The sequence below is a fragment of the Hyphomicrobium sp. genome (assembly GCF_041659645.1).
Classification (GTDB): Bacteria; Pseudomonadota; Alphaproteobacteria; order Rhizobiales; family Hyphomicrobiaceae; genus Hyphomicrobium_B.
In genome coordinates this window covers 436,350-457,549 of record NZ_JBAZXX010000003.1, presented here as the reverse complement: position 1 = coordinate 457,549, position 21,200 = coordinate 436,350, and the positions used below count along the sequence as shown (strand labels likewise).

Sequence of the window (21,200 nt, the reverse complement as noted above, 5' to 3'; positions counted from 1 at the left end):
CCGTTGCTAGACAGCCAAATTCGCAATTCTGGTCGTCAACAACTGATTGACGACAGGCGTATCTCGTGGCGTCAAGACTGCTTATTCTTGCGCACCGGACTCTAAAATAGCGCAGGAGTGAGCCTTGCCGATCGAAACCGACTTCACGCCAATCGCCTCGGCTGCGGGCGGAGCTTTGATCGGATGCGCGGCCGTCCTTCTAATGCTCATGAGCGGCCGCATCGCGGGCATCAGCGGCATTTTGAGCCGCTTGATTATGCCAGGCACGGACAGCAAGCCGCTTCAGGCTTTTGCCTTCATCGTAGGGCTGATCGCGGCCCCTCTCGTTTGGATAGCCGTGTCGGGACATAGCGTGGCGCAGACCGTGACCGAAAATCTCCCGCTCGCTGCTGTCGCAGGCTTGCTCGTCGGCTTCGGCGCGGTTTACGGCGGCGGCTGCACGAGCGGTCACGGCGTTTGCGGGCTATCCCGGCTTTCGCCCCGCTCTTTCGTCGCCACCGCCATCTTCATGGCAACCGCAATCGTCGTCGTCTTCGTCTCGAGACATATCGTCGGAGCGGGACAATGATCGTTCTCGTCAATCTGCTCGCCGGTTTGCTGTTTGGCTTCGGGCTTATCTTGTCGGGTATGGCCAACCCGGCGAAGGTTCTGAACTTCCTCGACATCGCCGGTCATTGGGATCCAAGCCTCGCCTTCGTCATGGGCGGCGCCGTAATCGTCACCGCGATCGGCTATCGCCTAGCGTTTCGACGCGAGAAGCCAATGCTCGATACCCGTTTTCGCGTGCCGACATCGCGCCAGATCGATCGAAATCTGGCGTCAGGCGCGGTGATCTTCGGCGCTGGCTGGGGACTCGCCGGTTTGTGTCCCGGCCCCGCGCTCGTATCGATTGTACTCGCGGCGCCAGCGATTTTCGTCTTCGTTCCCGCGATGCTGATCGGCGTCGCGTTCGCGTCATGGCTGAAGCGGGTAGCGAGCCTTCAGAAGGCGTGATGTTGAAATAAGAGCGCGGCGCAAAGACTCATTGGCGACGAACCGCGTGAAGTCGTTGCTATTTGCGCGCGCCGCCAATATCAAAAATGCATCGGAATTTCACCGACCCGCTTGTGCGCGAGCGATGAGACGGAAGCTTGAGATTCAATCGTGTGAGACACAACTGGGCGGTCCGCGACGATGAATGCATCTGATCCGGCCGGACGCGCCAAAGTGCCGACGCCCTCACCCGGTGCAGATCATACGGGTGCACTCGTGCTGGGGCTGCTCGCGCTTGCCGCTTTCTGTGGCTGGTACATCATGGTTGGGGAGCGCCCGGGCGACGCAAAACCGCTGCCGGTCTTTCAACAGCCGCTCATGCCACCGTCAACGACCGATATACCTTCCGATGTGCCGGGGCACACGCACTATACCGTTGTGAGTCCCCACCAAGATGAGGTCAAAATTCCCGGCAAGCCCTAGTTCGCTAGGCTGCCGGTTTGCAGCGACGCCTTCGCCTGAGGCGGCGGCGCGGTGATGGGTTGCACCGGCGATCCCGGGCCGATCTTCTGCAGATTGCCCGTGATGATGAGGTCCTTCTCCTCCAGCCCGACCACGCTCACGAGGTCTCCGTCTGTCGGACCGAGCGTCACCAGCTTTTGCTGCGCGATATTTTTATCGCCGACGACATAGACGTATTTTCCAAGCTGACTCGATCCGATAGCCGTTTGCGGAACCATGAGGGCATTGGGGTTCTCCCCCGCGTGAACGTGAATGCGAACGTATTGACCGGGCAGCAAGCCGCGATCTGCGTTCGCAATCGTGGCCCGCGCTGTGAGTGTGCCCGTCAGCCGGTCAACGGCATTGTCGACGAACGTGATCGTTCCCTTGTGCGGTGGCTTGCTGTCTCCCGGCACCAAAATTTCGGCGGCGATGGCGCCGCTCTTGTGAACTTTCTCGATCGCCGCCAAATCCGATTCCGCGGGATTGAACGTCACGTAGATGGGGTCGAGCTGGACCAGAGTATTGAGCGGAGCCCCAGCGATGCTGATGAGGGTGCCGATGGACGCTTGATTCTTGCCGAGCCGTCCATCGAACGGTGCACGGATCTGCGTGTATTCAAGATTGAGTTCGGCGGTTCGAATGGCAGCATCGTCGATGCTGATGCCGGCTTCTGTCTGTCGAAGCGAGCTTGACCGCTGGTCGAAGGTATCCTTCGCGAGCCACCCGCTTTTCGTCAGCTCCGTGCCACGCTCCAGATTCGAGCTGGCGTAATCGCGGGCCGCGACATCGCGCTGCTTCTCGGCCTTCGCTCGGTCCAGCGCGGCTTGGTAGTCGCGCGGGTCGATCGTGTACAGAAGCTCTCCCGTTTTGACGTCTGAGCCGTCGGCAACGTGCTGTTGCTGCACGTATCCGGCGACGCGCGCCTGCAGCGTGATGTCGTTGATCGATTCTGTACGCGCAGAGTAATCGAGATAGATGCTGACGGCTCGCTTGACGACGGGCGTCACCGGCACCGGCATGACGAACGCGCCCGGAGGGGGCGCCGCGCCCTTGCCGTCGATTTCGGCGATAAGCTTCGGGACGTCCTGCCGGAAATAGTACGCCGTGCCTCCGCCCAGAAGGACCAGCCCCAGAACAACTGCTTTCCAAACGCGCATCGCGAATTCCTTATCTATTCGGCGGCAATGGGGTTTGAAGAACCATGCGTCGCCTCGGCACTGCCGGACGTATCTGCATCGCGGCCCTCGCGCCATTTTTCGATGATGGCATAAAAGACCGGAACGAAAAGGAGCGTCAGCAGCGTCGCCGCCAACATACCGCCGAAAACCGTCGTGCCGATCGATTGCCGGCTCGCGGCGCCTGCGCCCGTCGCGATCATGAGCGGAACGACGCCAAGGATGAAAGCGAATGCCGTCATCAAGATCGGACGCAACCGGAGCCGCCCGGCTTCCATCGCTGCTTCGACGATCGACAGGCCTTCAAGCCGCCGCCGTTTGGCGAACTCGACGATCAGAATGGCGTTTTTCGCCGACAAGCCAATGAGCATGACGAAGCCGATCTGCGAATACACGTCGATCTGCAGATTGCGGACCCAAAGCGCCAGCAGCGCGCCGAACAGCGCCAGCGGCACCGCCAATAGCACCATGAACGGCATCGACCAGCTCTCGTACTGGGCCGCTAGGATCAGGAACACGAACACGCTCGCGAGCGCAAACACCATGATGGCGATGGAGCCGGCCTTCAATTCCTGGAAGGTGATGCCTGTCCATTCGTAACTGAAATCGCGCGGCAGCGCCGTCGCTGCGGCGCGTTCCATGGCTTCGATCGCCTGTCCCGTGCTGTAACCGGGCGCCGGTCCGCCGTTGATGAGCGCCGAGGCATAATTGTTATAATGCGGCACCGTTTCCGGTCCGACGATCGGCTTCAAGGTTCCGAGCGTGCTCAGAGGCACCATGCCGCCCGTCGCGTTGCGCACATAAAGCCGTGTCAGATCCGATGCGCTCGAGCGCGAATTTTTATCCGCCTGCAGCGTGACGCGGAACGTCCGCCCGAACAGATTGAAGTCGTTGACGTAGAGCGAGCCGAGATAGATCTGCAGCGTGTTGAACACGTCCGGCAGATTGAGGCCCAGCAGCTTCGCCTTCGCGCGATCAAGGTCGTACTTGAACTGCGGCGTCGACGTCGAGAACGACGAGAAGAGCTGCTGTGGATCGAGCTCGGGCTGTTTGCGCGCCTCCGCAATCAGCGCTTGCGTTGCGTCGTTGAGCGCCGCGCTACCGCGTCCCGTCAAATCCTCGACCTGGAATTCGAAGCCACCAGTCGTTCCAAGACCCGGGATCGAAGGCGGATCGAAGCTCAGCGCGAACGCATCCGGAATCATCAGCAATTTACCCCGGACCGCGGCCACGAGGTTCGATGCGCTCTGTTCGGGCGGCCGCTCGTTCCATGGCTTCAGGATCGCGAACTCGACGGCCGAATTCGATTGCGCCGCGTTCGTCAGGAAGTTGAGGCCGCTGATGGAACCCACGATATCGACGCCAGGCGTTCCTTGGAGAATATCCCTCACCTGCTGTGCGACGGCATCCGTTCGTTCAAGAGACGCGCCATCCGGTAGCTGCACCACGACGAAGAAGTAGCCCTGATCTTCGACCGGCAGGAACGTCGACGGCACCCGCTGCGCGATGAAATACGTCGCGGCGAGAACGCCGGCAAACAGCAGCATCATCACCCAGCGAATGCGGATGAGGAAATGTACGAAGACGGCGTAGCCGTGCGACAGACGTTCGAAACCCGCGTTGAACCAGCGGAAGAGGAAGAATGTCGACGGCTGTCTGTGGCGCAGGAATGCCGCCGCCAAGGCCGGACTGAGTGTCAACGAATTGAACGCCGAAATGCCGACAGAGATCGCGACGGTCAAGGCGAACTGGTTATAGAGGCGGCCCGAGACGCCCGGAATGAACGCCACCGGGATGAAGACGGCCATCAACACGCCCGTCGTCGCGATGATCGGGCCCGTCACCTCCGACATCGCTTTCAGGGCGGCATCCATGGGCTTGAGTCCGTTCTCAAGCTGCCGCTCGACGTTCTCCACGACCACAATAGCATCGTCGACGACAAGGCCGATGGCGAGCACCATCCCAAGAAGGCTCAGCATGTTGAGAGAGAAGCCGAGCGCCTCCATGATCACGAGCGTCGCGATCAGCGATACTGGAATGGCGATCGTCGGAATAATCGTCGTGCGCCAGCTTTGCAGGAAGATGTAGACGACGAAAACGACCAGGAACAATGCTTCGAGCAGCGTAAATACAACGTCGTGCATCGCCGCCGACACGAAGCGCGTGGTGTCGTAATGCATGGCGTAAGCGATGCCCGTCGGGAACCGCTTCGACAGCTCCTGCATCTTGGTGAGCACTCGCTCTTGCAGATCGAGCGCATTGGAGCCCGGCATCTGGAAAACCGCGAGAACCACCGAGGGGTCTTTGCCGAAGAACGCCGTCGACGAATATTGCAGCGCGCCGAGCTCGATGCGCGCGACGTCGCGAAGCCGGACGATGGCGCCGGTCGATGGATTGGCGCGTAATACGATATTGCCGAATTCCTCGGGAGTACTGAGCCGTCCGGTGGCGCTGATCTGCATTTCGAACGGCGTGCCGGCTGGCGCCGGAGATTGTCCGATTTTTCCTGCGGCGACCTGAATGTTCTGCTCGGCGACCGCGTTCTGCACGTCGACCGCTGTAATCCCGAGCTGCGAGAGCTTGTCGGGATCGAGCCAGACGCGCATCGAATAGCGTCGCTCGCCGAAGATCTGCACGTCGCCGACGCCTGCTAATCGCTTCAGCGGATCGACGATCTGAAGATAGGCATAGTTGCTGAGCGCCACTGGATCGACCGAGTGGTCGGGCGACGTTAAGTTCACGATCAATACGAAATTCGGATTTTGCTTACGGATCGTGATGCCGGCCTGGTTGACGATCGGCGGTAGCGACGACGTGGCCTCGGAGACGCGGTTCTGAACGTCGACGGCCGCGATGCTGAGGGGATACCCAACGTCGAAGGTGATCGTGATCGTCGATGATCCGTCATTCGAACTTGATGAAGACATGTAAGTCATGCCTTCGACGCCGTTGATCTGTTGTTCGAGCGGCGTTGTGACGGTATCGGCGACGACTTGCGCGCTGGCGCCGGGATAGATTGCGCTCACCACAACTTGCGGCGGCGTGACGTCAGGCAGCTGGGAAACCGGCAGCAGAAAATAACAAATGGCGCCTGCGAGCACCATGATGACGGCGATCGCAGAAGCGAAGATCGGCCGGTGAATGAAGAAATTGACCATGCGTCGTCCGTGCTGAAGCGCGGGAGCACTCTAATGCCGACGGTCGGAACTCCCTCTCCCCCGGAGTCCCGATCTCGTTAAAGACCGAAGCTAATCCAATCTCAAGCTGGCATTGGGCCGATCTTGCGGCGAGTTATCGAATGGAACTAAGAGTTTAGCGCAGTTCCATATCGGCGCGTCCGTTTCGCCCGCGATCTCCGTCGTCTCGGCGCTGCGCGCGGCAAAATGTCATAGGCGAAAACGCTAGTGGTAGAACCCCTCGCCCGATGTGTGGAATTTTTCTACTGGCGAGCGAGCCGGTCGCTTAGCTTTGCGGCGGCACCATCCGGGAAATCGGAAACACCAGAATACTAGTGGACGTCGGCCCTGCCATTGTGCGCCCGCGCGATCTCCTTCTCGAGATCTGCCAGATCCAAAAATTGATCGGCCTGACGGCGCAATTCGTCGGCGATCATTGGTGGCTGTGTCTGTAAGGTGGAAACGACGCTGACGCGTTTGCCCATTTGCTGAAGTGCCGCGACCAGACTGCGGAAGTCTCCGTCTCCCGAAAAGATCACGATGTGATCGAGATTCTCCGCGAGCCTCATGGCATCGACAGCCAATTCGATATCCATGTTGCCTTTGACTTTGCGCCGTCCAGCGCCGTCTACGAATTCCTTCGACGGCTTCGTGACCATCGCAAATCCGTTGTAGTCGAGCCAATCGACCAGCGGGCGAATGGACGAATACTCCTGCTCGTCGGCGACGGCCGTGTAGTACAGCGCCCTGACAAGAAATCCCCGCGCCCGGAACAGTCGAAGCAATCTCTTATAGTCGATATCGAAACCGAGTGATTTCGCTGTCGCATAAAGATTTGCGCCGTCGATAAATAAAGCAACCCGCTCCGTCGGGTAGAAATTCATGGCGGTATTCCAAAAAATACATCCAAATCGCGATTTCGATACGGCGCACTTTTTGAGTAGCGCGTTCGAAAGTCAATACGTCTGATCTGCTAGTCCACTCCGCAATAATACAACGCGGTACGCGACGTGGCGGCGAAATCGATGAATGCATATGACTGCAATTGTACTATCATACTTTCAAATCCAATCATGGACCTTAGTCGATACGCCGTAGGCGTCGTTGTTCATTTAATTCGCCGTGAGCGTAAGCGTGGTTTGCGATCGACGGAGCGAATGCCAACGCACATGCCGATTTATCGACTGGCAAATGCGCTCGGTCATTGCCGCAAGAAGATCGGATTCATCTGCCGTCAAATAGCGCCGTGAATGCAACGGCATGATGCTCGTGTGCTTTGCTCCGTCGCCAAGGCTTGCTGTCGTCTCGGGATATCTGGAAGCCCGTGTAAATTGGGCGCCGATCGACATGTGGATGACGAAACGAAACCGGCATGCTAACCACCGCTCGCAAGGCGGCGTTCACGTTGAGGCCGCATTTGCGCGCCGCCCTGAGGCTTAGGCATCCGCCCGTCCTCCGCCGGCTTGGCAAAATCACTTCAGGACCAACAAGATGCCCATGTCAGAGCGCGGAGCGCAAACGCTAGCGTTGCGCCCAGACGAACCGTCCGAGCCGCTGTCGATCTCATTCGTGGAATTTGTTTGTCTCACTGCGAGCCTCATGGCGATCACTGCTTTGGCGATCGACATCATGTTGCCGGCCCTTCCAGAGATCGCGTCGGCTTTCGGCGTCACGAATGAGAACGACAGGCAACTCATCGTCGTGCTGTATATGGCGGGGTTCGCAGTCGGGCAGATCTTCTTCGGACCGCTATCCGATCACTACGGACGCAAGCCGGTTTTGATGCTCGGCCTTGCGATTTTCATCGCCGGTACGATTGGCGCTCTATGGGCCGGGTCGTTCGAGATGCTTTTGATCGCGCGACTCGTGCAGGGCATCGGAGCAGCGTCGCCGCGCATTATTGCGATCGCCGTCGTGCGCGATCTCTATGCTGGTCGGCAAATGGCCCGCGTGATGTCGTTCGCGATGATGGTTTTCATCACAATTCCCGTCCTGGCGCCGTCGGTGGGACAAGCGCTGGTTCACGTCGGCAATTGGCACTGGATCTTCTTCGCGCTTCTCGCGATGGCCTCCGTCGCGGCGCTTTGGTCGGGCATCCGTCTGCCGGAAACGGCGCGCCCCGCGCTCGGCGTCGAGCGGGCAATGACGCTCCGGCAATCGTTCTTTACTGCTGTCTTAAATCCGCAGACAGCGGGCTACGGGGCCGCCGGCGGGTTCATGTTCGGCAGCCTTCTCGCTTACGTCGCAAGCGCCCAGCAGGTTTTTGTTGGCGTATTTGGCATTGGCGACATCTTCCCGATCGTCTTCGGCGCCATCGCATCTGCAATTGCTTTGGCGTCTTTCGCGAATGCGCGGCTTGTCGGCCGCCTGGGCATGCGCCGCGTCTCGCACACGGCGCTGTTGATATCCGTTGTGGTGTCTCTCCTGCTGGCGCTTGTCGCCGCGGTTGGGGCAGCGAACTTCGCGGTGTTTGCCGTGGCCGTCGGCATTAATTTTTTCCTGTTCGGGCTGATCTCTCCGAACTTCAACGCCATCGCGATGGAGCCGCAAGGGCACAATGCCGGCATGGCGTCGTCGGTCATCGGCGCGCTCAGCACGGCGATTGGCGCTGTCGCGGGCAGTTTGGTGGGGCAAGCCTTCGACGGCTCGATTTTGCCGATTGCGCTCGGATTTGCGGGCTGCAGCCTAATTGCGGGCTTGATCGTCCTCGCCGTCGAGGGCACGCCCGGTTTGTTCGCGCAATAGCCCGACATGACCGCCAGCCGCCTAAAATTTTGGTAACGCCCGTCGGGAAACGCTGTCGGGCTTGGCCATGCAGGCCTTCCTATACTACATGCTGGCACTGACGGCAGGTATGGTGACTGCCAGAATCGCAAGCCGCGAGGCCAGACGAGCATGAGAATTCTGCTGCTTGAAGACGATCAGAATACTGCGGCGTACATTTTGAAAGGTCTTGAAGAGGAAGGCCACACCGTCGATCATTTGGCGGACGGCCGGGACGCGGTGGCCCAGGCGGTCGCGGAAAACTACGACGTCATCATCCTCGATCGAATGCTTCCGAGCCTCGATGGCCTCGCAATCATAAAGACCATCCGAAGCGCCGGGCGCGGCGTGCCGGTTTTGTTTTTGACCGCGCTTGGCGGTGTCGATGATCGGGTCGAAGGCCTCGATGCCGGTGCCGACGATTACCTGGTGAAACCCTTCGCCTTCTCAGAGCTTCTCGCGCGCGTTAACGCTCTCGCGCGTCGGCCTCATACCAAGGGCGAGGAAACGCGCCTCAAGGTCGGCGACCTGGAGATCGATCTCGTAAGCCGGAAAGTGACGCGCGGCGGCGACGTCATCGACCTTCAGCCGCGCGAATTCCGCTTGCTCGAAGTCTTGATGCGCAACCGCGGTCGCGTCGTAACGCGCACGATGCTTCTCGAACGCGTCTGGAGTTTTCATTTCGATCCCAAGACGAGCGTCGTCGAAACGCACATCTCGCGGCTGCGCGCCAAGATCGACAAGCCTTATCGCAAGGAGCTGATCCACACCATTCGCGGGAGCGGATACACGGTTCATGACGGCACGTGACCTCCTGAAGCGGACGCCGTTCCGCTTGGCGGCGACATTCTCTCTGTTTTTCATCACCACGATCCTGGCGCTCTTCACGGTCGTCTATCTCGTCGCCAGCGCGCGGCTCGTCGCCGATATTCGTGACCGCGTCGAAACGACCCTCGATTCCTTGGCCGCTCTCGATGGCGAGCGCACCTTCGATGATCTCGTTGGGCTGGTGGCGAGCGAGAGCGAGTCCGTGCGCGATCCTGATTTCATCATGGAGCTGGTCGATAAAAAGGGAAATTTCCTTGCTGGCAATGTTCGGGGCGTCAAGGATTCGAACCAATGGATGACACTGAAGCGCGCCGACCTGTTCCTCACGCTCGATCGCGGCGAACCCGACGATGAATTCCTGGCGATCTGGAGGCCGCTCGTCAAAGGCAAGCTGTTGGTCGGGAGCGACAACAGCGAAGTCAAGCAGATGAAGTCGTTCCTGCAAAAGCTGCTCGGCTATGGCTTGGTTGCGGCATTCCTCGCCATTGCGCTCTGTGCGACCTATTTCGCCCGCGAAACGCAGCATCGCATCGACGCGTTCGCACGTCCGCTTGCCCGCGTGTCGCAAGGAGAAATCACCGCCCGCGTTCCAACGTCTGGACAGCAGGACGACATCGATCAAGTCGCACTGCAAGTGAACGGCATGCTTGGAAACCTGCAACGGTTGATCGAGAACGTAAACCAGTCGTCATCCGACATCGCTCACGACCTCAAGAAGCCGCTCGGGCGATTGCGCCAGCGCCTCGATGACGCGCGCCGCGGCGCCGGTGATAAGGTGGAATTCGAAGGCGCGATCGAGGGCGCGTTGAACGACATCGATTCAATCTCCGAGACGTTCGACGCCTTGCTGCGCATCACCCAGATTGAAGCTGGCGCTCGCAAAGCACGTTTCGTAACGGTCGACTTGTCGCTTTTGCTTGCTGACGTCCGCGATGTCTACGACGTCGTCGCCGAGGATTCCAGCGATCGGCTGACTTATTCGACGACCTGCACAGGGCCGGCTCACGTTCGCGGCGATCCCGAGCTTCTCGTGCAGCTCTTTGCAAATCTCGTCGAGAATTCCATTCGCCATTGTCCGGGCGGGACCGAGATCTCAATCCATTTGACTACCGAGCCGGGCATCTATCGCGTGACTGTCGCGGACACCGGGCCCGGAATCCCCGAAGCAGAGCGCGACCATGTTTTCCGGCGCCTCTATCGCCTTGAGCGCGCCCGGTCGACCGATGGCAGCGGTCTGGGTCTCAGCCTCGTCGCGGCTATCGTCGAACTTCATGGCGCCAAGATTGATTTGGGAGACAACGCGCCAGGCCTCAGGGCTGAGGTGAGATTTCCCATTGTTTAGCGCGAATGCGCAAGCCGGAATGAATGTGACGCAGATGCAAAATCGGACGACGCATCCCTTATGCGCCGTCCGATTATCCCACCCCCGGTTCATCTCTAAGTTCGATGATGTCAGCCGGTGAAGCTTGCCTTCAGTGTGTCGAAAAGGGCCACCTGCTCTCCGATCAATTCTCGTTGCGCGTCGCGGCGAACGAAAATCTTGAAGATCGCTTCGCCCGTGCCATTGAAGAATTGAATGGAGCGGGACTCGCGTCCCATGAACGGCCGCATCACGAACGCGATCGATTTGCAGTTCTCGGCCTTGATGTGTCCGCCGATCGGGCTGTCGCCGTGAAGGTTGAAATACCCTCGGGCGAATGTGCCTGGCGGGATCGGACCTTCGCATTCAAGCACGATATCCTGCGTGTGGACGATGAACACGATCGATCCCCAAGAGGTGAGTGCCGATAGAATTCGTTCGAATTCGCTGCCGGAGACGATCACGCGATGCGATGCCGGAAGCGCTTCCACGGCTTCGAACGTGCTGACGCCGTACTCGCGGGCAATCTGCTCCAAAATGCCATCGGCATTGTTGGCGAGCCTGTCGCGAAGCGTCGGCCGCACCGGAGCTTCCGATGATGCAGTCTCGGTCATTCCGCTTACTCAGCCGCTGCCAGAACCGACTTGGTGCCGTCGGATGAGACTTCCTGGATCACCTCGAAGCCTTCGAACTCCGGATGGCCGAGATAGAGCTTCTTGGCTGTGCCGGCGCCCGAGTGAGACTTCCGGAACGAATCCGATTTGGTCCAGGCGTCGAAGTCGGCAAACGAGCGCCAGACGGTGTGCGACGAGTAAAGAACGTGATCGTCCTTGTTCGGGCCGCGCAGCAGGTGGAACGTGATGAAGCCCGGCTCTTTGTGCAGGTTCACCTCTCGCGTCAGCCAAACCTCTTCGAAATCCTTTTCCGCGCCGTGCTCAACTTTGAAGCGGTTCATAGCGATATACATGTGGCGTACCTCTTTGTGGCATGGGAACAGCGGGCCGGAGCTGGGGTTTCTTGCGAACCGGCCCGCTGTTTATGATCTCAGAGCAGCGAGACGGGAAGTCAGTGGGCTCTAAGACGCATTCAATTCTAATTCATGCCGCGCGTTCGGAGGGAAACCGGATACGCAATCCGAAACGGTCGCTCGTTGCACGCAGCGCCCGGACGCTAAATTTGTGCACATAAAAAGTCAACATTATCTCAGGCCTTACGAGTCGAACGCGACATGCGTCGGCAGCATCTGACCGATGTTGAGAAGATTGCCGTCTTCATCGATGAAATGAAATTCGCGCATACCCCACGGTTTGTCCTCGAGTCCGGATAGGCGCTTCGCTAGACCGCTCTTGAACGCCGAGTGCCACTCGTCGACGTCGTCGACGCGGATATACGCCGAGACGCAGTGCGGCTCGGGGATATGCGTGACGCCCGACATATGAAGTTCGACCGCGCGTCTGCGTAGGATGAGATAATTGTGTGCAGCGTTCACGACGGCGAACCCCTTGCTACTGTAGGTCTCGGCCGCACGCTCGATATTCGTTGAGATCAAAACTGGAATGGCCAATGGCACGGCCACGCCAGCACGATGAATCTCGTCGGGTAATGTCATCATTCTGCCGCCGCTCCAGTTCTCTGTCTGCGAGTGATCGCCGCGGGCAAAACCAACCGTCTGCCATCGCTTGACGTGTCGATCTTCAATCGACACCCGTACGTGTGACTAAGAAGATCTTCATTCAAGACCTCGTGCGGCGTACCTCGCCCGACAATTTGGCCATTGGCCATCAGCACCACATCATCGGCGAAAGCCGCGGCAAGATTGAGATCGTGAATGACCAGCAAAACCGCTCGTCCGCTCAACGATTGCTCTTTGATAACGGTGAGCACTTCTCCTTGATGCTTAAGATCGAGGTTGGCGGTGGGCTCATCGAGCAGAAGCGCTGCCGTCTCGCCGGGGCGCCTCGGCGCGGTGCTCAATTGGCATAAAGCTCTCGCGATATGAACGCGCTGCCGTTCGCCGCCGGAAAGCTGATGAATCATGCGGTCTTCGAACGATTCTAAACCGACCGCGATCAACGCTTTGCGTGCCGCCACTGCGGCATCCCGATCGCGGATGCCGAATCCCGGCACCGTCGCGCCTAGCATGACCGCTTCGAGGACCGTAAACGGGAACGAGAGATTAGTCGATTGTGCGACGACCGAACGGCGTGTCGCGAGGCGTGCGACGGGGAAGGTACGGAGGTCCACGCCATCGAGCAGCACCGCGCCGTCCGTCGGCCGCAGCTCCCCGGCCATGGCACGCAGAAGTGTCGATTTTCCCGCGCCGTTCGGCCCGATAATGGCCGTCAACTGGCCGGGCGTGATCGCAACGGAAACGCCGGCGAGAAGCACCTTCGCACCGCGTTTCACAACGACATCGCGCGCTTCGAGCATCTGCTTACTCCCAGCCGCCCATGCCGCGCCTCAGCACGAGATGAAGAAAGACCGGAGCGCCGATGAGCGCAAGCACGATCCCAATCGGAAGCTCCGCCGGACTGACAACCATGCGCGCGATGATATCGGCAAAAATCACGAGCGCCGCCCCGAGTATAGCGCTTCCCGGAAGCACGACGCGATTGTCCGGCCCTGAAATCAATCGTAGGACATGCGGCACGACGAGACCGACGAACCCGATGATACCCGCAACCGCAACCGCCGCGCCAACGGCCGCTGCTGTCGCGACGATGGCGATCCGCTTGGTACGCTCGGTATCGATGCCGAGGTGCATCGCCTCGGCTTCGCCGAGCAGAAAGCCGTTGAGACCACGCGTAAGTCGGGGAATCAGGAAACCGATGGCAATCGCAAACGGCGTCACCGCAAAGACCTTCTGCCAGCTTGCGCCCGAGAGACTGCCCATCGACCAGAACGTCAGATCCCGCAACTCCCGGTCGTCGCTCGCGTAAACAATAAGACCGCTGATCGCGGCGGCGAGAGCGCCGATCGCGATGCCCGCGAGCAGCAACGTGCCAACCGCAAGTTGGCCATGACGCGCCGCGATCGCGACCAGAAGAATCGTGGTGACAAGGCCGCCGGTAAAGGCTGCGATCGGTAATGCGTAAATTCCGAGTGGCGCAACGATGGGCTCGGCAATTCCGTGGCCGAGAACGATGGTCGCGATTGCGGCAAGTGCTGCCCCCGACGACACGCCAACGATACCCGGATCGGCAAGGGGATTGCGGAAGAGGCCCTGCATCATGGCGCCGGACGTGCCGAGCGCCGCGCCGACGAATGCCGCAAGAAGCGTCCGTGGCAATCGAAGATCGATCAACACGAGACGATCGCGCGCCGCAGCGGCATCGGTTGTGTAACCGAGCGAAGCCGCGAGCGCTCGCGGCAGCGCCTGTAGCGAGATTCCCGTCGGCCCGATGGCAAGCGATAGCACCGCCACGACCAAGAGCAGAACGAGGAGAGTAAGGAAGAGTTTTCCGCGTGCGGGCCTGACGGACGCTCTCCCCAATGCGATCTTGGAGTCAAATGTCGTCACGGCGTCGCGGCAGCCTGGCCCGCCTCCGGATAAATCGCTTTCATCAGATCGCGCGCGGCGTCCGGCGCCCGCGGACCGAACCCCAAAACATAAAGGCCGTCCATCTGGATCAGGCTATTCGTCTTGGCTGCGGGAGTTTGGCTAAGGCCCGCCAAGGTCAGTGCTTCTTTCGCGCGATGTTCATCGGTTCCGGCACGCCGCATAATCACGACGGCATCCGGCGCGAATTCCGTCAGCTGCTCGTCGTTTACCGGTTTATAGCCGGCCACACCGGCGGCCGCATTGTCCGCGCCTGCAAGCAGGAGAATGGAATCGGCAGCCGTGCCGCCACCTCCGACCGTGGCGCGTCCGTTGACGATGGCGAGAATGAAAAGAACTTTCTTGCGGCTCTTGATCTGCCTCCGGTCATTGTCAAGCGACGCAAACTCGGTTTCGATCTTTGTCGCGAGTGCATTCGCCGCGTCATCGGCGCCGACGAGCGTACCGATATGGCGGATCTTGTCGGGGACGCCTTGCGCGCTTGGCTTATCGGCAATTTCGACATAACGAACGCCGCTGCCCTTCAACGCTTTGACGACTTCTGGAGGGCCTGCGCCGTCGGAGGCAATGATCAGCGTCGGGTTAACGGACAGCGCACCCTCCGCCGAAAGCGCGCGCATATACCCGACCGACTTTTTATCTTTCAGAGCGTCCGGCGGAAACAGGCTCGTGGTATCGACCGCGACCACTTTGTCCTGCTGGCCGAGATCGTAGAGAATTTCGGTGATGTCGCCGCCGATGGAGAGGATGCGCGGCGCGGTATCGCTCGCGTCTGCGGCAAGCGCAGGGTGCAAATCGGAGGTCATTGCTGCGAACGCGAGAGCCGCGCCGGCAGTTACGAGAAAACGTGTCGCCACGCGCATTGGAATAGATCCCGGATGATTGCTGCTGAGTTTGGCTATTTCGTCAGAATGAGCTTGCCCGTCGCGGTAATCCGCAGGCGATATTCCTGACCGCGATGGAGGAGCGTCGCCTCGCGGCCGCCCTTGAGAAGTTCGTCGACGCGATAGCGGGCGATCGGTCCGATCGTTCCGTGATGATGGCTGTCGACGACCGGCGTTACGGCGTGCGAGCCAGTTACGCCATGACGCAATCCTTGTCCTATAGACGGCTTCTTAGGCGGCATTCTCTCGTTCAACGCGATGGTGTTTGACGCAGACATGGTGATCGACGCCCACTTCAGTGAAGATATATGGCTTGTACGGTTTGCTCGTGAAACTCCGGCGTTTCCGCGTTGGTATCTGGGTGCGAAGCGGCGAGTTGCGACTGGAGCGCGGCAAGCGTGCGAGCTGCGGATTGAGTTCTCGTCGTGACGTTGGGTTTGTCGAGCGCCAGCATGAGGCCGCGCTGAATGCCGTAGTCGTCACGAGACCGCACGGCCTTGAGAAGTCCTGCCACTGCGAGTTCATCCGGCGAAACGTGCTGACAGCCGATGCTCAAATAGGAAAAGCCGATTTTGCGCTCCGCGCGAAGCGCGCGAAGCAAAGCCGTAACGCGCGCGACGAGAACAGGTCCGTCGCCGTCGCCGAGATGATCTTCCGAGATCTTGAGGGCGATCTCCCACGGTTGCGCCGAGCCGCTGGTATAAACTTCGCAGACGGCGCGGAACACATCGAGCGTAACATTCTCGATTGGCGAAAAGCCAAGCTCGCTTCGAAGCGGGAATCCGAGCGCGTGTCCGGCACAGACATCTTCACCTGCCGAAGTGCCGTTGTTCGGTTTTGGAGCCTTGTTCCGCATTGATGTTCATCCGAGAGTTTCGAGAAGAGGGGGGAAAGCTTTTGTGGCCGTTGAGGTCTCGTGACGCGAGAAGCCGCCGTGGGCCGAGGCGTCACCAGCGCCGCCGTGGCAAACGTTTATGATTCCGGTTCCGCGTCGCGGTTTCTATCTTCCGACAGGTTCGAGAGCATGCGATCGAAGGTCGAGACGTGACCGGTCGCGAGGTCCCAAATCATTCCGACGGAGGCGGCGAACATCGAGGCGGCGAGTGCGGCGCTGGACGCGTCGCGCACGTCAAACCGCTCACCGGCAAGGTGCGAGCGTTTCATTGGCTTCTCTCCAAAGTATCGAGGTTCAAGGCCCCGCAAATGGCAGACGCGCCATTAAGCGAAAGTGTACTTATGGAGTCAAGTTTAAAGTTTTGTCGGTGTGTGGGGCAGCCGTTGCCGTCGAATGCTCGGCGAGCTCATGGATGACGCGATGAACGAACTCAAGCTTATCGTAGGCGGCCTCGGGGATGACGAACGGATAGAAATCGTCTTGCCCCATGCTACGGCTCAGACTGTTCAGAGCGATCGTCAGCGGAATCCATCGCGCCATCAGCGCCTCGAACGTCACGCTTGAATAGATGTCGTCCCGTAGATCGAGTCGGAGGCCGTGACCTTCCATGCCTTCGGCGGCGGCCGTGTCGAGCGCATCGACCATGTGCAGATAGTGCGCCCACGTCTCTGCCCAATCTTCCCAAGGGTGCGCGCTCGCATAGGCCGAAACATGCCGCTCATGCCAATCCGCGGCCGGACCGTTGCTATGATGCCGCGCAAGCGCTGCGTCGTAATCGTCGCGTTCGTCGCCAAAAACTGTGCGGAATTCTTCGAGCCGCCCACCTTCCTCGACAAGCACCATCCAATAGTAATGTCCGCTCTCGTGACGGAGATGGCCGAGCAGCGAACGATAGGGCTCATCGAACTGCTGGCGCTGGCGCTCGCGTTCCACGGAATCCGCTTCGCTGACGTCGATCGTGACGACACCGTCGAGATGTCCCGTCAGCGCGTTGCGCACGAAATCGAATGTCAGCGGTCCTTTCGTCGACGCCGAACCGTCGAAAGGCAGGCCGAACCGCAGCAGCGAATAAACGAGACGTTTCTTGGCGTGCTCGATCGCGCGCCAAGCAAGCAAGCTGCCGCGTTCTGACAGATTGGGAATGATGCGGTTCAGGTCGCACGCCTTGCAAAAGACGTTGCTTTCCCCAGCGGGGGTCAACCAATTGCACACCCCGAATTCAGCGTTGGCGCAGTATCGCAGAAGGACGTCGCTCGGGCCGGGATTGAGCTTTCGGAAAATCGGAATTTCGGGCGCGGCCTTGCTCGTTCCCGAATCGGCGATGGCCACGATCGACTGCTCGTCACTATCGAAGCCCAACGTGCTGTCGCACTTCACGCACTTTACGTTTTCGAAATAGACTGTGTTGCCACAGTTCGAGCAGGCAAAATTCTTCATTCTGAGTACCAGCAACACCTAAAGGACATGAAGGAGAGAAAGCGCCGTTCGCCTACGCTTCCGGCAGGGTCAGCGGCGATGTTGCGGCTTCCGTTTGAGTGGTTTTGCAGATAAGTCACACAGTTGCCTTTATAAATCGCAGCGAGTCCTCCAATTCTTCAGCATCCTGCACAAACGTCCGGCAGAATATCAAGCTGCTCAGCTTTTAGGCCGCACTGCGCTTGTACCACAAGTTTCCGCCCGGTAACGCAGATGGGAGCCTTTCGTTGCCACGCACCCTCACGCCGGGGCGTCTATTGCGAGATCAAACAGGGATAATGCCACATCCATGGTCCTCCACGTCGCGCTGACCCATAAAACGAGCTATCGCTACGATCGACTTGTGAACATGGGGCCGCAAGTCGTCAGGCTGCGGCCGGCGCCGCACTGCCGGACGCCAATCCTGAGCTATTCCCTCACCATCACGCCGAAAACCAATTTCCTGAACTGGCAGCAGGACCCGTTCGGCAACTTTCTCGGACGCGTCGTGATCCCCGAGGAGACGACGGAATTTTCCGTCACCGTTGACCTCATTGCCGACATGGCGGTCATCAACCCGTTCGATTTCTTCATCGAGGAGAGCGCCACCGATTGGCCGTTCTCCTACGCCGACCATCTGAAAAAAGAACTTGCACCCTACCTCGCGCCCGAGCCCGTCGGGCCGAGCCTCAAGCGCTATCTCGGCAAGGTCAGCACCAAAAAGCAAACGACGATCGACTTCATCTGCGATCTCAATCGGATGGTGCGCGACGACGTCGGCTACCTGATCCGCATGGAGCCTGGTGTTCAAACTCCGGAGGAGACGCTCACAAAGGCATGCGGGTCGTGCCGCGACAGCGCCTGGCTCTTGACGCAGGTCATGCGCAACGTCGGCCTCGCCGCCCGCTTTGTGTCCGGCTATCTCATTCAGCTGAAACCCGATGTGAAGGCTCTTGACGGTCCTGTCGGTGCCGACACGGATTTTACCGATCTCCACGCCTGGTGCGAAGTCTATCTTCCCGGCGCCGGATGGGTTGGCCTCGACGCGACCTCGGGGCTGTTGGCGGGTGAAGGCCATATTCCGCTTGCAGCCACGCCGCATCCCGTCAGCGCCGCTCCGATCACCGGCGGCCACACCAAGGCCGAGGTCGAGTTCGACTTCATGATGGCAGTCACGCGCATCCGCGAGACCCCGCGCGTCACGAAGCCCTACGACGACGAAACGTGGCAAACGATTATCGAAACCGGCAAGACCATCGACGAGCGCCTTGCCAAGGGCGACGTCCGTCTCAGCATGGGTGGCGAACCGACCTTCGTCTCCGCTGAGGATATGGAGGGCGCCGAATGGAATACCGCGGCAGTCGGACCGACCAAGCGCCGCTATGCCGATGAACTGGCTCGCCGTCTGCAGCGCCGCTTCGCTCCGGGCGGATTGCTCCATTACGGCCAAGGTAAATGGTATCCCGGTGAGCAGCTCCCGCGCTGGTCCTTCGCGCTCTACTGGCGCGGCGATGGCCAGCCGCTTTGGGAGAACCAGGATCTGATCGTCAGCGAAAGCGTGGCGCGCCCCGCGATGCCGGAAGACGCTGCGAAGCTGATGCGCGGCGTGTGCGCGCAACTCGGTCTGCCCGCCGACAGCGGCATGGCGGCCTATGAAGATCCCGCACACTTCCTTCTGGTCGAACGCAAGCTTCCGATCAACGTCACCGCCGATGCGAACAAGCTCGAAGACCCGGCCGAGCGCGCGCGTATTGCGCGTGTCTTCGATCGTGGTCTCGGTACGGTCGCAAGCTACGTGCTGCCGATTCAGGCGTGGCAGACGGCCGATCGTGGCCGCCGTTGGGTCACCGAGCGCTGGTCGGTCCGGCGCGACCAACTCTTCCTCATTCCGGGCGATTCGCCCGCTGGCTTCCGCCTCCCCTTGCAGTCGTTTCCTGTGGTCTCCCCGCTCGAATATCCCCACCCTATCGAGCGCGATCCGATGGGGCCGAGCCGACCGTTGCCAGAGCGCACGGTGCTTTTGCAACAGCGCCGCGTCGTGACGCTCGAAGCCCCACGCGTGACCGAGCAGGCCAATCTCACTCCGGAAATTTCAGGCGCGGTGCGAACCGCATTGACGGTCGAACCGCGCGGCAACGCCGTCTGCGTTTTCATGCCGCCGCTCCACGATGCCGAGGATTATGCCGCGCTGATCGCCGCCATCGAAGAAGCCGCGAAGCAGACCGGCGTTCCGGTTCAGATCGAAGGCTACAGTCCGCCGCCGGACGAGCGCCTCAACGTCATCAAGGTGACGCCCGATCCCGGCGTTATCGAGGTCAATATTCATCCCTCGACAAACTGGGAAAGTTCCGTCGCGGTCACTACGGCGCTCTATGAGGAAGCCCACGATTGCCGCCTCAGCGCGGAGAAGTTCATGCTCGATGGTCGCCATACAGGAACCGGTGGCGGCAACCATATCGTTTTGGGCAGCATCACGCCGGCCGACAGTCCGTTCCTGCGCCGACCCGATCTATTGGCGTCCGTCGTCACCTATTGGCAGAACCATCCCGCGTTATCGTACTTTTTCTCAGGCATGTTCATCGGTCCGACGAGTCAGGCGCCGCGCTCCGACGAAGCCCGTCATGAATCGCTCTACGAACTTGAAATCGCGCTATCGCAAGTGCCCGAACCTGGTGCCGGACATATCCCGCCCTGGCTCGTCGATCGCCTCTTCCGCAACCTTCTCGTGGACGTGACCGGCAACACCCACCGCGCCGAGATCTGCATCGACAAACTTTATTCGCCCGACGGCCCGACGGGCCGTCTCGGCCTCGTCGAGTTCCGGTCCTTCGAGATGCCGCCGCACGCCCGCATGAGCTTGGCGCAGCAACTACTACTCAGAGCATTGATCGTGATGTTCTGGGAAAAGCCCTATCGCCAGAAACTCGTGCGCTGGGGAACCGCACTTCACGATCGATTTATGCTGCCACATTACCTCTGGTCGGACTTGGCGAACGTCGTCGGCGATCTCAAAGAGGCGGGTTTGCCGATCGAGCTTGAATGGTTCCGGCCACACTTCGAATTCCGCTTTCCGCTTTACGGCAAAGTCACTGCCGAGAACTTGACGCTTGAGCTGCGTCAGGCCCTGGAGCCGTGGCATGTGCTCGGCGAAGAGAGCACTGCCGGAGGCACCGCCCGCTACGTCGATTCTTCGCTAGAGCGGGTCGAGGTGAAGGTCAAAGGCCAGACCGGGGAACGCTACGTCGTAACGTGCAACGGCCGGCCTCTCCCCCTAGCTTCGACCGGCAATTGGGACGAGGCCGTCGCGGGCGTTCGTTACCGCGCTTGGTGGCCGCCCTCCGCGCTGCATCCGACGGTTCCGCCGCACGTGCCGCTCACGTTCGACGTCGTCGATACCTGGAGTGGCCGCTCGATCGCGGGCTGCCGCTATCATGTCGCGCATCCGGGCGGCCGCAGCTTCGAGGTCTTCCCCATCAACGGCTACGAAGCCGAGGGCCGTCGCTTAGCGCGTTTTGACGCGGAAGGGCATACGGCGGGGGCCATGCGCGTCAAGCCGGAGGGCGTTAACCGGGATTACCCCTGCACCCTCGACCTTCGGCGTAATCCGAGCTGAAAGTCGCAATTGGTGG

At 60.1% G+C, this 21,200-nt stretch carries 20 protein-coding genes; 7 read left to right on the top strand and 13 right to left on the bottom strand.

The window, feature by feature from the left end; genetic code table 11:
* The first annotated feature begins 124 nt into the window (after positions 1-124).
* From WC811_RS12045 to WC811_RS12035, 3 genes are all read left to right on the top strand, one after another.
* Positions 125-568, top strand: coding sequence for a YeeE/YedE family protein (locus WC811_RS12045; RefSeq protein WP_372644786.1), 444 nt, complete (start codon positions 125-127; stop codon positions 566-568).
* Positions 565-993 (top strand): DUF6691 family protein, encoded by a 429-nt coding sequence (locus WC811_RS12040; RefSeq protein ID WP_372644784.1) that lies wholly within the window; start codon positions 565-567, stop codon positions 991-993. The genes WC811_RS12045 and WC811_RS12040 overlap by 4 nt, the downstream gene beginning before the upstream one ends.
* A gap of 180 nt (positions 994-1,173) precedes the next feature.
* Complete coding sequence (locus WC811_RS12035; RefSeq protein WP_372644782.1) at positions 1,174-1,455, top strand: hypothetical protein; 282 nt, start codon at positions 1,174-1,176, stop codon at positions 1,453-1,455.
* Here the strand turns inward: WC811_RS12035 and WC811_RS12030 are convergent.
* The 3 genes from WC811_RS12030 to WC811_RS12020 form a co-directional block, all read right to left on the bottom strand.
* Positions 1,452-2,633: an efflux RND transporter periplasmic adaptor subunit gene (locus WC811_RS12030; protein WP_372644779.1), complete on the bottom strand. Its 1,182-nt coding sequence runs from the start codon at positions 2,631-2,633 to the stop codon at positions 1,452-1,454. The genes WC811_RS12035 and WC811_RS12030 overlap by 4 nt on opposite strands.
* A 14-nt stretch (positions 2,634-2,647) precedes the next feature.
* Positions 2,648-5,809, bottom strand: coding sequence for an efflux RND transporter permease subunit (locus WC811_RS12025; protein WP_372644777.1), 3,162 nt, complete (start codon positions 5,807-5,809; stop codon positions 2,648-2,650).
* Between the two features lie 350 nt (positions 5,810-6,159).
* Entirely contained in the window at positions 6,160-6,711 is a 552-nt protein-coding gene (locus WC811_RS12020) for an NYN domain-containing protein (RefSeq protein WP_372644775.1), read from the bottom strand.
* 607 nt (positions 6,712-7,318) lie between these two features.
* Here WC811_RS12020 and WC811_RS12015 point away from each other — a divergent pair.
* The 3 genes from WC811_RS12015 to WC811_RS12005 all read left to right on the top strand — a co-directional run bounded on the left by WC811_RS12015 (position 7,319) and on the right by WC811_RS12005 (position 10,760).
* Positions 7,319-8,572: a multidrug effflux MFS transporter gene (locus WC811_RS12015; protein ID WP_372644772.1), complete on the top strand. Its 1,254-nt coding sequence runs from the start codon at positions 7,319-7,321 to the stop codon at positions 8,570-8,572.
* Between the two features lie 150 nt (positions 8,573-8,722).
* Positions 8,723-9,400, top strand: coding sequence for a winged helix-turn-helix domain-containing protein (locus WC811_RS12010; RefSeq protein ID WP_372644770.1), 678 nt, complete (start codon positions 8,723-8,725; stop codon positions 9,398-9,400).
* The gene (locus WC811_RS12005; RefSeq protein ID WP_372644768.1) at positions 9,387-10,760 is read left to right on the top strand and encodes an ATP-binding protein; all 1,374 of its coding nucleotides are present in this window, start codon (positions 9,387-9,389) and stop codon (positions 10,758-10,760) included. The genes WC811_RS12010 and WC811_RS12005 overlap by 14 nt, the downstream gene beginning before the upstream one ends.
* A 110-nt stretch (positions 10,761-10,870) precedes the next feature.
* On the opposite strand, the gene hutX is transcribed toward WC811_RS12005, so the two are convergent.
* The 10 genes from hutX to WC811_RS11955 all read right to left on the bottom strand — a co-directional run bounded on the left by hutX (position 10,871) and on the right by WC811_RS11955 (position 17,553).
* On the bottom strand, positions 10,871-11,392 hold the full coding sequence (gene hutX, locus WC811_RS12000) for a heme utilization cystosolic carrier protein HutX (protein ID WP_372644766.1): 522 nt from the start codon (positions 11,390-11,392) through the stop codon (positions 10,871-10,873).
* 5 nt (positions 11,393-11,397) lie between these two features.
* Entirely contained in the window at positions 11,398-11,745 is a 348-nt protein-coding gene (locus tag WC811_RS11995) for an antibiotic biosynthesis monooxygenase (RefSeq protein WP_372644764.1), read from the bottom strand.
* Positions 11,746-11,988: 243 nt separating this feature from the next.
* The gene (locus WC811_RS11990; RefSeq protein WP_372644762.1) at positions 11,989-12,390 is read right to left on the bottom strand and encodes a bleomycin resistance protein; all 402 of its coding nucleotides are present in this window, start codon (positions 12,388-12,390) and stop codon (positions 11,989-11,991) included.
* Entirely contained in the window at positions 12,387-13,208 is an 822-nt protein-coding gene (locus WC811_RS11985; protein WP_372644760.1) for a heme ABC transporter ATP-binding protein, read from the bottom strand. Before WC811_RS11985 ends, WC811_RS11990 begins: the two co-directional genes overlap by 4 nt.
* A 4-nt stretch (positions 13,209-13,212) precedes the next feature.
* Positions 13,213-14,298 carry a FecCD family ABC transporter permease gene (locus WC811_RS11980; protein ID WP_372644758.1) on the bottom strand — a complete coding sequence of 362 codons (1,086 nt, stop codon included), beginning with the start codon at positions 14,296-14,298 and terminating at the stop codon, positions 13,213-13,215.
* On the bottom strand, positions 14,295-15,200 hold the full coding sequence (locus WC811_RS11975) for a hemin ABC transporter substrate-binding protein (RefSeq protein ID WP_372644756.1): 906 nt from the start codon (positions 15,198-15,200) through the stop codon (positions 14,295-14,297). The genes WC811_RS11980 and WC811_RS11975 overlap by 4 nt, the downstream gene beginning before the upstream one ends.
* Before the next feature lie 35 nt (positions 15,201-15,235).
* A complete protein-coding gene (gene hemP / locus WC811_RS11970) occupies positions 15,236-15,499 on the bottom strand; it encodes a hemin uptake protein HemP (protein WP_372644754.1) in 264 nt (87 codons plus the stop codon).
* Between the two features lie 17 nt (positions 15,500-15,516).
* Complete coding sequence (locus WC811_RS11965) at positions 15,517-16,077, bottom strand: hypothetical protein (RefSeq protein ID WP_372644752.1); 561 nt, start codon at positions 16,075-16,077, stop codon at positions 15,517-15,519.
* Positions 16,078-16,193: 116 nt separating this feature from the next.
* Positions 16,194-16,385 (bottom strand): hypothetical protein, encoded by a 192-nt coding sequence (locus tag WC811_RS11960; RefSeq protein ID WP_372644750.1) that lies wholly within the window; start codon positions 16,383-16,385, stop codon positions 16,194-16,196.
* Positions 16,386-16,455: 70 nt separating this feature from the next.
* The gene (locus WC811_RS11955) at positions 16,456-17,553 is read right to left on the bottom strand and encodes a putative zinc-binding metallopeptidase (RefSeq protein WP_372644748.1); all 1,098 of its coding nucleotides are present in this window, start codon (positions 17,551-17,553) and stop codon (positions 16,456-16,458) included.
* A 328-nt stretch (positions 17,554-17,881) separates the two neighbouring features.
* Here WC811_RS11955 and WC811_RS11950 point away from each other — a divergent pair, with 328 nt between their 5' ends.
* On the top strand, positions 17,882-21,184 hold the full coding sequence (locus WC811_RS11950; protein ID WP_372644746.1) for a DUF2126 domain-containing protein: 3,303 nt from the start codon (positions 17,882-17,884) through the stop codon (positions 21,182-21,184).
* Positions 21,185-21,200 lie beyond the last annotated feature (16 nt).